We start from the raw sequence: 14,328 nt of genomic DNA, 5'->3' as shown, positions 1-14,328 counted from the left end.
AACGGCACCCACGTCGGGGAGAACCCTGGTCCGTCCCCGAAACGCCTCAGGGGGCCAGCGCCAGGTACCCCCGCTCGGCGGCCGCCTGGAGAAGCCACTGGTCCCGGTACCAGCCGGGGACGGCGACCAACTCGGCGTGCCGGCCGCGCTGGATCACCCGACCACCGTCGAGGACGACGATCTCGTCGAGGTCGGCCAGCCCACTGAGCCGGTGACTGATCAGCAGGACCGTGTGCCCGACGGGGGTGGCGGCGAGAGCGGAGGCGAGTACCGCGTCGGCGGCGGCCGGGTCCAGCCCTTCGGTGGGCTCGTCGAGCACGAGCACCGGCGGTGCGGCGAGCAGTGCCCGGGCGAGCGCGAGCCGCTGCCGCTGGCCACCGGAGAGCTGCCCACCCTCCTCGCCGACCAGCGTGTCCCAACCGGCCGGCTGGGCGCGTACCCAGTCCAACAGGCCGGCGGCCGCCACCGCCCCGGTCAGCTCGTCCTCGCTCGCGCCGGCCCGTCCGAGCAGCAGGTTCTCCCGCACGGTGGCGTGGAAGACGTACGCCTCGGCGAGCAGCCCACCGACGACGGAGGGCAGCGTCTCCTCGCCGTACGCGGACAGGTCGTGGCCGGCAAGGGTGACGTGGCCGGTGGTGGGCTGGACCGCCCCGGTGAGCACCGCCGCCAGGGTGCTCTTGCCGGCACCGCTCGGGCCGACGACGGCGATGCGGCGGCCCGCGGGCAGGTCCAGGTCCATCCGGTCCAGCGCCGGCGCGGCACCGGCCCGGTACCGCACGCTCACCTCGACGAAACGCAGGTCGTGCGGGCCGGCCGGGTCGGTCACCGGCGGAGCGGACGTGACCGTGGGCGTGTCGGCGTCGAGGAGGGCGGCGACCCGGGTCAGGCCGGGCCGCAGCTGGGTCCACTGCCGGGCGGCCGAGACCAGGGCCAGCGCCACTTCCACGGCGGCCAGGGTGCCGACGGCCAGCACCCCGACGAGGACGCCCCGTACGTCGGCGGCCAGCGCGACCAGCACCACGGCGGCGGCGGTCAGGCCGGCGACCAACACCCCGACCGCGTCCACCGCGAAGCCCGTGGCCGCCAATCGGCGCTCCAGGCGCGCCAACCGGTCGGCCCGCTGCACGGCGGCCCGCAGTGCGGCGTCGGTCGCCCCGAACGCCGCCAGGTCGGCGGCGCCGTGGGTGAGGTCGACGGCGTCGGTGGCCAACGCGCCGCGCAGTGGCGCCACCTCGGCCGCGCTGCGCCGGGTGACCACGGTGGCCAGCGCCGGCAGCGCCACACCGGCGACGACCAGCCCGACGGCGAGCACACAAGCGGCCGGCGGTGAGATCAGCGTCGCCCCGATCACCGCCAGCACACCGACCAGGGCCGCCGCCGCGCCCGGTACCAGGACCCGCAGCAGCAGGTCCTGGACCGCCTCGACGTCGGAGACCAGCCGGCTCAGGACGTCCCCCGAGCGGTGTGGGGCGTGTCGACGGGCCGCGAGGGTGCCGAAGACCCGGGCGCGTACGTCGGTGATCATGCGAAGGACGGCGTCGTGTCCGGCGAGCCGTTCGCTGTAGCGGAAGACACCCCGGCTGATGGCGAGGGCCCGGACGGCGACGATCGCCACGGTGAGCCGGTCCAGGGGCGGCTGACCGGCGGCGCTCATCAGCAACCACGTCGCGGTGGCCATCAGGGCGAGCCCGGCGAACTCGGTGGCGGCGGCGAGCAGCCCGGCGCCGGCCAGGCGACCCAGGTACGGGCGGGCCAGCCGCAGCACGGCACGTTCGGCGGCGATCCGCCCGGCTGAGGGCGCGTCGGCGTCCGGCCCGACGGTCACCGGCTCCGGCGTGCTGCTCATCGGGTCGCCTCCCCGGTCGGTACGGGCGTCAGCTCGGTGACCCTGCCGTCCTCGACCCGCAGGATGCGGTCGGCGTCGGCCAGCAGCGCCGGCCGGTGCGCGACCAGCAGCGCGGTGCGTCCCCCGACCAGCCGGCGGGTGGCGTCGAGCACCACGGCCTCACTGGCCGTGTCCAGCCGCGCGGTGGGCTCGTCGAGCAGCACCACCGGCGCGTCCCGCAGGAACGCCCGGGCCAGCGCCACCCGCTGCCGCTGGCCGCTGGAGAGGCCGTGACCGCGCTCGCCGAGCAGCGTGTCCAACCCGGCGGGCAGGCCGGCGACCACGTCGTCCAGGGCCGCGTCGCGCACGGCGGTGGCGACCGCCTGGGGCGGGGTGTCCGGTGCGCCGAGGCGGATGTTGTCGGTCAGCGTGGCGGCGAACAGGTGGGCGCGCTGCGGCACCCAGGCGACGTGTCGACGCCAGGCGTCCAGGTCGACGGTGGCGAGGTCGACCCCGTCGACGATGACCCGGCCGGCGGTCGGCGTCACGAAGCCGAGCAGCAGACCGAGCAGGGTGCTCTTGCCGGCGCCGCTGGGCCCGATCACGGCGATCCGCTCGCCGGGTCGAATGGTCAGTGTCACGTCGCGCAGCGCGGTGGTCCGCTCGTACGCCACGGTCACCGCCTCGAGGTGGATCTCACCGCGCCCGTCGGGGACGGCCGCGCCCTCGGCGGAGCGGGGGTTGCCGGGCGCGGCCGAGACGGTGAGCGCCTCGTCCAGCGCCGTCAGCCCCTCCATGCTGGCGTGGAAGCGGCTGCCGGCGGCCCGCAGCGGCAGGTACGCCTCCGGCGTGAGCAGCAGCACCAGCAGCGCGGTGTGCAGCGCCAGCCCGCCGCCGAGCAGCCGGATGCCGACCGGCACCGCGACCAGCGCCACCGAGAGGGTGGCGACCAGCTCCAGCACCAGCGCGGAGAGGAACGCGATCCGCAACGTCTTCATGGTGGCGGCCCGGTGCCCGTCGGCCATCCGGCGCACCACCTCGGTCTGTGCCCGGGCCCGCCCGAACGCCCGCAGGGTCGGCAGCCCGGCGACCATGTCCAGGAAGTGTCCGCCCAGCAGGGAGAGCCGCCGCCACTGCCGTTCGGTCGCGGCCTGCGCCTGCCAGCCCAGCAGCGCGCCGAAGACCGGGATCAGCGGCAGCGTCAACGCGATGATCAACGCCGAACTCCAGTCGGCGAGGACGATCCGCGCCAGCACCGCCACCGGCACCGTCACGCTGAGCACCAACTGCGGCAGGTAGCCGGTGAAGTACGCGTCCAACGCGTCCAGCCCACGGCCGGCCAGGGTGGCCAACTCGCCGGCCCGCTGGCCCGCCACCCAGCCCGGCCCGTGCCGGCCCACCGCCCCGAGCAGGTCGGCCCGCAAGGTGGCCTTGACCGTGGCGGCGACCCGCGCGGACACCGTGCCCTGCGCCCAGACCAGCGCCGACCGGGCGGCGACCGCGAGCACGAGACCCGCCAACGCCGGGCGGTTCAGGCGCCCGTCGAAGGCGCTCGCGAGCACCGTCGCCAACGCCGTGGCCTGCGCGACGATCAACGCGGCGGCGAGCACGCCGAGGATCGCGAGCACGGCGAGATCGCGCCGGGCCGCGGGGACCCGACGCAGGAGACGCGGGTCGAAGGGACGGCGGTTCACCAGTACACCGGTGCCCTGCCGTCGGTCCGTCCCCGGAAAACCCACCAGCACATCGCCTGGAAGCCTAGTAGGGCCGGCAGCAGCGGCAGCGCCACCCAGCCGAGCAGCCGCAGCGTCGGCGCGCTGGCGGCGGCGTCGGCCACCCTCAGCGAAGCCTCCGGGTCGGCCGTGGAGACCAGCACGTAGGGCCACAGGGCCGCGCCGACCAGCGCCACCGGCAGCGCGAGGGCCGCGCCGGTGGCGATCAGCGCCCACCCCGGCCGCCGCCGCGCCAGCGCCGCGCGGGCCGTCAGCAGCGCCGCCACCAGCAACACCGGCAGGAGTACGGCCACCGCCGGTCGCTGGACGGCGTCGCGTACCCGGGAGGAGAGCAGGCCCGCGACGGTGGCCAGGGCGACCGCGCAGAGGGCCACCGGCACCAGCCGGCGGGCCGTGCGGCCGGCCACGGCGGCGGCATCGGTGGGCAGTCGCAGCGTGAGGAAGGCCGCACCGTGCACCGCGACCAGGGCGAGCATGGCCAGCCCGGCGGCCGCGGCGAACGGGGTGGCCAGGTGCGAGATCCCCGCGACGTGCCCGTCGGCCTGACGGGGTACGCCCTGCAACAGCGCGGCGAGCACCACGCCCCAGCCCAGCGCGGCGAGCGCGCTGCCGACGACGATGACCCGGTCCCAGCGGGCGCGGACCCGTTCGTCGCTCGGCCGGCTGCGCAGTTGCACGCCGGCGGTGACCAGGATGACGCCGACCAGCGCGCCGGCGACCGCCGGGTAGCAGCCGGCGAGCAGTTCACCCTCCAGCACCGGGAACGCGCCGAACAGGATGCCCACGGCGGCGACCAGCCAGACCTCGTTGCCGAGGAAGAACGGGCCGAGGGCGGTGAGCGCGGCCCGCCGCCCGGCCGGGGCGCTGCCCCGGGCGAGCAGCAACCCGACGCCGTAGTCGTAGCCGGCGAGCACCAGGTAGCAGGCGAAGAAGAGGCCGAGCAGGGCGTACCAGGCGAGGTCCACGGGTGAGTCTCCTCAGGCGAGCACGGGTTCCGGCTGGGCCGGTTCGGTGGGTGGTGCCGGCGGGCGGCCGAGGGCCGGGTCGACGGCCCCGCGGCCCGCGTGCCGGGCGAGCAGCACCCAGTTGGTGACGGCGAGGGTGCCCAGCAGCAGGCTGAAGCCGATCAGCGAGGTGAGCATCACTGGCGCGCCGACTCCGGAGACAGCCTGCTCGGTGGGGAGCAGCCCGTACGCCACCCAGGGCTGGCGGCCGACCTCCCGGGCGATCCAGCCGAGGATCACCGCGACGAACGGCAGCGGCGCGCCGAGCAGGATCAGCCAGAGCGGGAAGCGCAGCCGGATGATCCAGTCGCGAAAGAGCAGGGGCAGCAGGAACCAGACGCAGCCGAGCGTGAAGCCGATCAGGATCATGAAGCCGAGCCCGACGCTGGCCAGTACCGGCGGGGTGTAGTCGCCGGGGCCGAACCGCGTCGTCCACTCGCCGATCAGCGCCTGCGCCTCGGGACTGTCCCCGCCGAACTTGGTCGGTTGTACCGCCCCGACCGGCCCGAACTGGGCGAAGCCGAAGCCCTGCACCAGGCTGATCGCCAGCGCGGCGGTGACCAGGCCGATCCGCAGCGAGGTGCGAAAGAGCGCGAAGTCGGGCGTACGCCGGATCAGGTGCCACGCGCTGACCGCTGCCATCAGCATCCCGCCGACCAGGAGCGCCGCGGAGACCACATGCCCGAACGCCATGCCGAGACTGGGGTTGGTGAGCAGAGCGCCGAAGTCGGTGAGGTGGGCGATGCCGTCGCGGACCTCGTACCCGACCGGGTGTTGCAACCAGGAGTTGGCCACCATGATCCAGAACGCCGAGGCGTACGCGGTGAGCGCCACGCCCCAGAGCAGCGCCAGGTGGACGCCCTTGCCGAGGCGGTGCCAGCCGAAGATCCACATGCCGAGGAACGTGGACTCCAGGAAGAACGCCACGAGCGTCTCGATCGCCAGCGGTGCGCCGAAGACGTTGCCGACGTAGCGCGACAGGCCACTCCAGTTCAGCCCGAACTGGAACTCCATCACGATGCCGGTGGCGATGCCGAGCACGTAGTTGATCACGTAGAGCTGGCCCCAGAACCGGGTCAGCCGCTCCCACTTCGGATTTCCGGTGAGCACCCAGGCGGTCTGCATGCCGACCAGCAGGGTGACGAGCCCGAGCGTGACGACCACGAACAGGAAGTGGATCGACGTCGTGGTGGCGAACTGGAGGCGAGCGAGGAGCAGCGTGTCCATGGCCGGCTCTTTCGTAGCTGTTGGCTCCCTTGTCGTAGCAACCCTACACGTAGTCTGGCTACATGTTATACTACTACGCCCCGTCGTAGTAAATCTTACGACGGGGCGTAGTAGAAGGGGGCTTCGGGCGTGACCCGCGCGCGCCGAGGCGCGCGGGGGAATCAGCTCAGGAAGAGGGTGACCGGGAGGGCGACCAGGGTGGCGGCGACCGCGAGGGCCATGGCGCCGAGGGCGCGGGGAGGCCGGTCGGCGACCAGCAGTCGCTGTACGCGTACGTCGAGATCGCGGTCGCCCAGACCCAGTGCGCCCGCCGGTGTGACCCGGTGCCCGGCGGCGGCGAACCGGCGCAGCGCGCCCGCCAACGGCGCCCCGGCGTGCAGCTCGCACGCCTTGTCGTCGGCACGCATCTCGACCAGCAGGGCGACCCGCTCGTGCGCGTCGCGGACCCAGCCGAACCAGGGCAGCGCCCGGCAGAGGGCGGTGAACGGCAGCAGCACGAGATCGTGCCGCTCGTGGGCGTGGGCGCGCTCGTGCGAGAGAACGGCCGCCAGTTCGGCCCGATCCAGCAGACTCAGCGTGCCCGCGCTGACCACCACCTGCGGCTTCACCCCGGGCAGGCAGTACGCGGCGGCGCTCGGATGGTCCAGGACGAGCGCCCCCGGCGCGGCCGGGTCGTCCCGGGCCACCAGGGTCAGCAGGTCCCGGTGCCGGCGCTGGGCGCGGATGGTGCCGTGGATGCTGCGGACGGTCGTGGTGCCGAGCACCGCTCCGATACCGAAGCCCACTCCGACACCGGCCAGGTGGAAGGCGGTCTCCCCGATGGGCAGGGTGCCGTGCGCGAGATCCGAGGCCAGGGCGAGCAGCGCGCTTCCGGTCGGCAGGTCGTACGCGCTCAGCCCGAGCGCCATCGGCAGGCCCATCGCGGACAGGCCCAACGCCAGCCCGACCGCCTGCCAGCAGACGATCGCCACCCGGGGGCTGCGCCACGTCCAGGTGGAGCGGGCCAGCACCTGGGCAGTCAGATAGCAGGCCAGCATGGTGGCGGCGAAGTGGACGGCGTACGCCATGGCGCGCCTACCGCTCCACTGTCTCGTCGGCAGCCCGTCGGCCCGTCGGCCCGTCCACGCGGTCGGTCAGGCCACCGCTGGAGGGGCCGGTGAGCCCGGCCTCGCTGCCCAGGGCGGCCCGCAGCACCTCGGCCTCGGTACCGGTCACCGAGCGGGCGAAGCGCACCAGCGCCGCGTCCCGACTGCCGCCCAGGTCGAGGGCGTCGAGCATGAGCTGGGCGATGTGCGCCTCGCGGCTGGCCGCCGGCCGGTAGCGCCAGGCGCGGCCCTCCCGCTCCCGCTGCACCATGCCCTTGCCGGCGAGTCGGTCGAGAACGGTCATCACCGTCGTGTACGCCAGCTCGCGACCGTCGAGCGCGTCGGCCACCTCGCGCACGGTCACACCGTCCGACGTGCCCGGGACCACGTCCCACAGCACGTCCATCACCGCACGCTCAAGATCGCCCAACCGAGTCACAACCCAATCCTACCCCCGGTAGTAGACCTCTCGATCCTCGCGTCCGGTCCGCCACCCTGACCGCAGCCCCGCCCGCCCGCGCAAGATCCCCACAACAACAAGGATGTAGTGGTCTCCGTCCGCCACGAGACCACTACATCCAGGAAACTGCGCGATCTTGGGGGATTGGGCGCGAGGCGGAGAGCGAGAGACCCAGGAGCCGGATCGCAGCCCACCCGGAAGAGCCCCCGCTGCCCGGTAACCCGACCCGAGGCGGGACCCGCAAGCTGACCCACCCGACGGACCCGGCCCACGTCAGGTTTTCCGGGGGAGCCCGCCCACGCAGGGATCAAGCCTGACCGCCCGGAGTGGGCGGGCTCCCCCGGAAAACCCCCAAGGCCGGGGAAGAATCACACCCCCTTGGGGTGCCACACCGTCTTCGTCTCCAGCAGCGCGGTCATGCGGGTCACGCCCGGGTCGGCGGTCCAGTCCGTCTCACCCGCGGCGGGCCGGAGCACCCGCTTGAGGTTCTCAGCCGCCTTGACCTCCAGCTCGGTGGCGAGCGAGGCATCGGTCACGCCGGTCAGGTCGATCGCGTTGACGTCCAGGTGCGACGCCAACGTCGGTGCGGTCTCGGTGATCGCGCCGGTGAGGACGTTTACCACACCGCCGGGCAGGTCGGACGTCGCCAGCACCTCGGCCAGTGTCACCGCCGCCAACGGTTCCGACGGCGAGGCGGCAACCACCACCGTGTTGCCGGTGACGATCGCCGGGGCGATCACGCTGACCAGGCCCAGCAGCGCCGGGCGCTCCGGGGCGACCACCGCGACCACGCCGGTCGGCTCCGGGGCGGAGATGTTGAAGTACGGGCCGGCGACCGGGTTGGCGCCCCCGTACACCTGGGCGAGCTTGTCGGCCCAGCCGGCGTACCAGACCCAGCGGTCCACCGCCGCGTCCACCTCGTCGCCTCCGATGCCCAGGGCGACGAACTGCTCGCGGCGGCCCTCCAGCATCTCGGCGGCCCGGTAGAGGATCTGACCCCGGTTGTACGCGGTCGCGCCGGCCCAGCCCTTCACGGCGGCGCGGGCGGCGACCACCGCGTCCCGGGCGTCCTTGCGGGAGGCCAGTGACACATTCGAGGACTGCACGAGATACGACCGTCCCGACTCGCTGCGCGGGAACTTCCCGCCGATAAAGAGCTTGTACGTCTTGCGTACCGTGACCCGCTCAGACATTGAGGTACCCCTCCAGCCCGTGCCGGCCGCCCTCGCGACCGTAGCCCGACTCCTTGTAGCCGCCGAACGGCGAGGTGGGGTCGAACTTGTTGAACGTGTTGGCCCAGACCACGCCAGCGCGCAGCCGGTCGGCCATCCACAGGATGCGGGAACCCTTGTCGGTCCAGATGCCGGCCGACAGCCCGTACGGCGTGTTGTTGGCCTTCTCCACGGCCTCGGCCGGTGTGCGGAAGGTGAGCACCGACAGCACCGGCCCGAAGATCTCCTCGCGGGCGATGCGGTGTGCCTGGGTGACGCCGGTGAAGATGGTGGGCGCGAACCAGAAGCCCCGGTCGGGCAGCTCGCACGGGACCGACCAGCGCTCGGCGCCCTCGGCCGAGCCGGCGTCGGACAGCTCGCGGATGCGCTCCAGCTGGGCGGCCGAGTTGATGGCGCCGACGTCGGTGTTCTTGTCCAGCGGGTCGCCGATGCGGAGCTGGGCCATCCGCCGCTTGAGCGACTCCAGCACGCGGTCGGCCACGTTCTCCTGCACGAGCAGGCGGGAGCCGGCGCAGCAGACGTGCCCCTGGTTGAAGAAGATGCCGTTGACGATGCCCTCGACGGCCTGGTCGATGGGCGCGTCGTCGAAGACGATGTTGGCGGCCTTGCCGCCCAGTTCCAGGGTGAGCTTCTTGCGGGTGCCGGCGACGGACCGGGCGATGGCCCGGCCCACCTCGGTCGAACCCGTGAAGGCGACCTTGTCCACGTCAGCGTGCTCGACCAGCGCGCGGCCGGTGTCACCGGCGCCGGTGAGGATGTTGACCACACCGGCCGGCAGGTCGGCCTGCTGGCAGATCTCGGCGAACAGCAGGGCGGTCAGCGGGGTGGTCTCGGCGGGCTTGAGCACCACGGTGTTGCCCGCCGCGAGCGCCGGGGCGATCTTCCAGGCCAGCATCAGCAGCGGGAAATTCCACGGGATGACCTGCGCGGCCACTCCGATCGGCTGCGGGTTCGGCCCGAAGCCGGCGTGACCGAGCTTGTCGGCCCAGCCCGCGTAGTAGAAGAAGTGCGCGGCGACCAGCGGCAGGTCGACGTCGCGCGACTCCTTGATCGGCTTGCCGTTGTCCAGCGACTCCAGCACGGCCAGCTCGCGGGAGCGCTCCTGGATGAGCCGGGCGATCCGGTACAGGTACTTCGCCCGGTCGCGGCCGGGCATCGGACCCCAGACCTTGTCGTACGCCTTGCGGGCGGCGCGGACCGCGCGCTCCACGTCCTGGGCGCCGGCCTCGGCGACCTCGGCCAGCACCTCCTCGGAGGCGGGGTTGATCGACTTGAAGCTGCCGCCGTCGGTCGGGTCGACGAACGCGCCGTCGATGAACAGCCCGTACGAGGGCTTGAGGTCCACCACCGAGCGGGACTCGGGGGCGGGGGCGTATTCGAACATCGGCTATCAGTCCAGGGTGAAGTAGTCGGGACCGGAGTAAATGCCGGTCGTCAGCTTGGTGCGCTGCATGAGCAGGTCGTTGAGCAGGCTGGACGCGCCAAAGCGGAACCAGTCCGGGTCGAGCCAGTCCGGGCCCACGGTCTCGTTGACCATCACCAGGTACTTGATCGCGTCCTTGGTGGTCTTGATGCCGCCGGCGGGCTTCACGCCCACCTGCCGTCCGGTCGCCTCGCGGAAGTCGCGGACAGCCTCCAGCATGACCAGGGTCACCGGCAGCGTCGCCGCGACCGGGACCTTGCCGGTGGAGGTCTTGATGAAGTCGCCGCCGGCCAGCATGGCCAGCCAGGAGGCCCGGCGCACGTTGTCGTAGGTGGCCAGCTCGCCGGTCTCCAGGATCACCTTGAGGTGGGCGTCCCCGGAAGCCTCCTTGGTGGCCACGATCTCGTCGTAGACCTCCTGGTAACGCCCGGCCAGGAAGGCGCCCCGGTTGATCACCATGTCGATCTCGTCGGCGCCGGCCTCGACGGCGGCCCGGACGTCGGCGAGCTTGATCTCCAACGGCGCCTGACCCGACGGGAACGCCGTCGCCACGCTCGCCAGGTGGACAATGCCAAGTCCGGCCGGCGCGGCGCCGCCCGCATGTCCCGGTCCGCCGGATGGCCGCCCGGACCCGGCACCGCTCCCGCGCAGCACCTCGGCGACGTACGGAACCATCGCCGGGTAGACGCAGACCGCTCCGACGTGCGGGCACGACAGGTCGGCCGGGTCCGGGCGCAGCGCCTTCGCGGCCAGCGCGCGCACCTTGCCGGGGGTGTCCGCGCCCTCGAGGGTGGTCAGGTCGACCATGCGGATCGCCAGATCGATCGCCTGCGCCTTGGCGGTGGTCTTGATGGATCGGGTGCCGAGCTGTGCCGCCCGCTGCTCCGCGCCGACCTGGTCCACGCCGGGTAGGCCGTGCAGGAAGGTCCGCAGAGCGGTCTCGGATCGTCCCAGCTCGGAGAGGTCCGACCGGGCCGACGTCGTTGTCGCCGTCATGCCGAGAAGTCTACGCACGGAACCGCTGAGTGATCTTGGTCACGGCGGGCGGTTGCGTGAGCGACGTCGCCGGTCCGCACGCACCCCCACCGGTACGCGGGACGGCCCGGTAGGTTGAGCGATCGTGGACGTACACGTCATTGACCACCCGCTGGCCCAGTCCCGGCTGACCGCCATGCGGGACGCGCGCACCGATTCCTCGACGTTTCGGGCGGCGCTGCACGAACTGACCACCATGCTGGTGTACGAGGCGGCGCGCACCTTCCCCGTCGAGCGGTACCCGGTGCAGACGCCGGTCACCGGCACCGAGGGCACCCGGCTGGCGAACCCGCCGCTGCTGGTGCCGGTGCTGCGGGCCGGCCTGGGCATGGCGGACGCCGCGCTGGGCCTCCTGCCCGAGTCCTCGATGGGCTTCGTCGGCCTGGCCCGCGACGAGGAGACCTACGAGCCGCGCGCCTACATGGAGTCGCTGCCCCGGGAGCTCGCCGGCCTGCCGGTGCTGGTCCTCGACCCGATGCTCGCCACCGGTGGCTCGTTGGAGCACTCGTGTCGGCTGCTGGCCGACCGGGGCTGCACCGACATCACCGTGCTGTGCGTGCTCGCCGCGCCGGTCGGCATCGAGCGGCTGGAACGCTCCGGCCTGCCGTTGCGCCTGGTCACGGCCTCGATCGACGAGGGCCTCAACGACCGCATGTTCATCGTTCCCGGGCTCGGGGACGCCGGTGACCGCCAGTTCGGCGGCATGCCCCGGTTCTGATCCTCCACCCGGTCGGTGCCGGGTGACGGCGGGTCCGCGCGCGGTGGTGCGTGGACCCGCTACCGTCTCGGGCCATGACTGGTGTTGCGCTCGCCGAGGAGCTGCTGCTCCTCGCCTACGACGACTCGACCGGCAAGGCGACCATGCCGCGGATCAGCCTGGACCTTGGCATGGCTGCCGCGGTGCTGGTCGAGCTGGCTCTGGCTGGCCGGATCGCGTACGCCGACGGGTCGCTGGCCGTGGTCGATCCGACGCCCACCGGCGAGCCGATCACCGACGAGGTGCTCGCCCGGATCGCGGCCGACACCCCGCACACCCCGGCGTCGTGGGTGCAGCGCCTGCGGCACGGTCTGCGCGACAAGATCCTCGGTGAGCTGTGCACCCAGGGAGTCGTCCGCGACGTCGACGAGACCGAACTGGGCTTCATCCACGTGCACCGCTATCCGGTGGTGGACAGCTCCGTCGAGGCGGACACCCGCCAGCGGCTGGCCGACGCGCTGGCCGGCGCGGCGGCCCCGGACGAGCGGACCGCCGCCCTCGCCACCCTGGTCGTGGTGCTGCGGATGGAGTCCGCGCTGGGCGTGAGCGGCGACGAGGCCGCCACCGCCCGCCAGCGGCTGGAGGAGATCGCCACCGGCGCGGGCTTCTCCGGGCAAGTGAGCACCGACGACTCGGTCGTCCGCCCGTCGGTCGGCCTGGTCGTCGCCACGCTGGCCGCAGCGGTCGACGCGGCGCTCGGCAAGCGCGCCTGACCGTCGGGGGCCAGCCCCCCTGACGGGTCCTTTGCTCTGCTTCAACCCGCGCAACAGAAGCAGCCGCCAAGTGTCGCCTCCGCTGAAGCAGAGCAAAGGACCCGCGACGGGTGGGTGGGGGCGGGGGCGGGGCGGGTTCGGTCGCGGTCAGATGCCGAGGGCCGCAGCGATCTCGGCGCGCAGCAGCGCGACCGCCGCGCCCGCCCGGCTCCGGGCGGCGGCGACATCGCCGTCGGACACCGGCTCCACCACCTCGAGGTACGCCTTGAGCTTCGGCTCTGTCCCGGAGGGGCGAATGACCACCCGAGCCGTCGCGGTACGCAGGATCACCACGTCCGACTCGGGCAGCAGATCCCGGACACTGTCGACCGGCTGATCGAGCAGCGTGGTCGGGGTGGCCGCCCGGACCCGGGCCATCGCGTCGGTGATCTCCCGCAGGTCGTCCACCCGGACGGAGAGCTGGTCCGTGTGGTGCACGCCGAACTCGGCGGCCAGCTCGTCCAGCCGATCGGCCAGCGTACGACCCTGCGCCTTGAGGCCGGCGGCCAACTCGGCCACGGTCAGCGCGGCGGTGATGCCGTCCTTGTCCCGGACGTGCTCCGGAGCCACGCAGTAACCGAGCGCCTCCTCGTAGCCGAAGACCAGCGGTGCGCTTCCGCCGCCGGCCCGCACGATCCACTTGAAGCCCGTCAGCGTCTCGTCGTAGGGCAGGCCCCGGGCCGCGCACATCGCCCGCAGTAGCGACGACGAGACGATGGTGGTGGCGTAGAGCCCGGTCACCCCGCGCCGCATCAGGTGATCGGCGAGCAGTACGCCCACCTCGTCGCCGCGCAGCATCCGCCAGCCGCGCCGGTCGTCCCGGACGACCACCGCGCAGCGGTCGGCGTCCGGGTCGTTGGCGATGGCGAGGTCCGCGCCGGTGGAGTCGGCCAGCGCGATCAACCGGTCCACCGCCCCCGGCTCCTCCGGGTTGGGGAACGAGACGGTCGGGAACGCCGGGTCGGGCTCGGCCTGGTCGGGTACCACGCCGGGGATCGGGAAACCGGCCCGCGCGAACGCCGCGGTCAGCACCGCCGCACCCACCCCGTGCAGCGGGGTGTACGCCACCGACAGGTCCCGTGGACCGTCCGGGTCGATCACGGCGGTGGCCCGCTCGACGTACGCGGCGACGAGGTCGTCACCGAGCACCTCGCCGGCCCGGCCCAACGGCACCTGCGTCAACGGGCCGACCGCACGGATGGCGGCCTCGATTCCGGCGTCGGCCGGCGGCACGATCTGCGCCCCGGCGCCCAGCTCACCGCCCAGCTCCGCGCCGAGGTAGACCTTGTAGCCGTTGTCCTGCGGCGGGTTGTGGCTGGCGGTGACCATCACGCCGGCCACCGCGCCCAGTTGGCGTACCGCGTACGCGAGCACCGGCGTGGGCAGCGGTCGGGGCAGCAGCAGTGCCGGACGGCCCGCTCCGGTCGCCACCTGGGCGGTGCGCTCGGCGAACTGACGGGAGCCGCGCCGGGCGTCGTACCCGATCACCAGCGGGCCGTTCCCACCCTGAGCCGCAAGCCACGTGACCAGGCCGGCGGCGGCCTGCGTGACCACGGCGAGGTTCATCCCGTTCGGGCCGGCGCGCAGCGGACCGCGCAGGCCGGCCGTGCCGAAGGTCAGTGGGCCGGCGAACCGGTCGGCCAGCTCCGGGGCGCTCGCCGGCAGCCCGTCGAGAACCGCCGTCAGCTCGTCCCGGCTCGCCGGATCGGGGTCGTCGGCCAACCAGCGCCGAGCTTGCTCGCGAATGTCGTCGATGTCAGTGGTGTCCGCCGCCATGCCCCTTGATAGCACGGCG

The 14,328-nt window shown here is 73.3% G+C and carries 12 protein-coding genes; 2 read left to right on the top strand and 10 right to left on the bottom strand.

The window, feature by feature from the left end; genetic code table 11:
• Window positions 1-46 precede the first annotated feature (46 nt).
• The 9 genes from cydC to deoC form a co-directional block, all read right to left on the bottom strand.
• Window positions 47-1,846: a thiol reductant ABC exporter subunit CydC gene (cydC, locus tag ABZU91_RS27010; RefSeq protein ID WP_355246088.1), complete on the bottom strand. Its 1,800-nt coding sequence runs from the start codon at window positions 1,844-1,846 to the stop codon at window positions 47-49.
• A complete protein-coding gene (cydD, locus tag ABZU91_RS27005; protein ID WP_355246086.1) occupies window positions 1,843-3,519 on the bottom strand; it encodes a thiol reductant ABC exporter subunit CydD in 1,677 nt (558 codons plus the stop codon). The genes cydC and cydD overlap by 4 nt, the downstream gene beginning before the upstream one ends.
• Window positions 3,516-4,523: a cytochrome d ubiquinol oxidase subunit II gene (locus ABZU91_RS27000; protein ID WP_355246078.1), complete on the bottom strand. Its 1,008-nt coding sequence runs from the start codon at window positions 4,521-4,523 to the stop codon at window positions 3,516-3,518. Before ABZU91_RS27000 ends, cydD begins: the two co-directional genes overlap by 4 nt.
• 12 nt (window positions 4,524-4,535) lie before the next feature.
• Window positions 4,536-5,789 carry a cytochrome ubiquinol oxidase subunit I gene (locus ABZU91_RS26995; RefSeq protein ID WP_355246075.1) on the bottom strand — a complete coding sequence of 418 codons (1,254 nt, stop codon included), beginning with the start codon at window positions 5,787-5,789 and terminating at the stop codon, window positions 4,536-4,538.
• A gap of 161 nt (window positions 5,790-5,950) precedes the next feature.
• Window positions 5,951-6,856, bottom strand: a complete 906-nt coding sequence (locus ABZU91_RS26990; RefSeq protein WP_355246072.1) for a M56 family metallopeptidase — start codon at window positions 6,854-6,856, stop codon at window positions 5,951-5,953.
• A gap of 7 nt (window positions 6,857-6,863) precedes the next feature.
• A complete protein-coding gene (locus ABZU91_RS26985) occupies window positions 6,864-7,313 on the bottom strand; it encodes a BlaI/MecI/CopY family transcriptional regulator (protein ID WP_355246070.1) in 450 nt (149 codons plus the stop codon).
• 389 nt (window positions 7,314-7,702) lie between these two features.
• Entirely contained in the window at window positions 7,703-8,527 is an 825-nt protein-coding gene (locus tag ABZU91_RS26980) for an aldehyde dehydrogenase family protein (RefSeq protein WP_355246067.1), read from the bottom strand.
• Window positions 8,520-9,950 carry an aldehyde dehydrogenase family protein gene (locus tag ABZU91_RS26975; protein WP_355246065.1) on the bottom strand — a complete coding sequence of 477 codons (1,431 nt, stop codon included), beginning with the start codon at window positions 9,948-9,950 and terminating at the stop codon, window positions 8,520-8,522. The genes ABZU91_RS26980 and ABZU91_RS26975 overlap by 8 nt, the downstream gene beginning before the upstream one ends.
• A 6-nt stretch (window positions 9,951-9,956) precedes the next feature.
• Entirely contained in the window at window positions 9,957-10,985 is a 1,029-nt protein-coding gene (gene deoC, locus ABZU91_RS26970) for a deoxyribose-phosphate aldolase (protein WP_355246062.1), read from the bottom strand.
• A gap of 124 nt (window positions 10,986-11,109) precedes the next feature.
• Here deoC and upp point away from each other — a divergent pair, with 124 nt between their 5' ends.
• Both upp and ABZU91_RS26960 read left to right on the top strand, forming a co-directional pair.
• Window positions 11,110-11,742 carry a uracil phosphoribosyltransferase gene (upp, locus tag ABZU91_RS26965; RefSeq protein WP_355246059.1) on the top strand — a complete coding sequence of 211 codons (633 nt, stop codon included), beginning with the start codon at window positions 11,110-11,112 and terminating at the stop codon, window positions 11,740-11,742.
• Between the two features lie 74 nt (window positions 11,743-11,816).
• Window positions 11,817-12,494: a GPP34 family phosphoprotein gene (locus tag ABZU91_RS26960; protein WP_355246056.1), complete on the top strand. Its 678-nt coding sequence runs from the start codon at window positions 11,817-11,819 to the stop codon at window positions 12,492-12,494.
• 147 nt (window positions 12,495-12,641) lie between these two features.
• On the opposite strand, the gene ABZU91_RS26955 is transcribed toward ABZU91_RS26960, so the two are convergent.
• Window positions 12,642-14,309, bottom strand: a complete 1,668-nt coding sequence (locus ABZU91_RS26955; protein ID WP_355246053.1) for a phospho-sugar mutase — start codon at window positions 14,307-14,309, stop codon at window positions 12,642-12,644.
• Between the last annotated feature and the right edge of the window lie 19 nt (window positions 14,310-14,328).

This window comes from Micromonospora sp. NPDC005174 (assembly GCF_040608495.1).
Lineage (GTDB): Bacteria > Actinomycetota > Actinomycetes > Mycobacteriales > Micromonosporaceae > Micromonospora.
The sequence above is the reverse complement of the archived record's forward strand: the minus strand, read 5'-3'. Positions and strand labels throughout refer to the sequence as shown.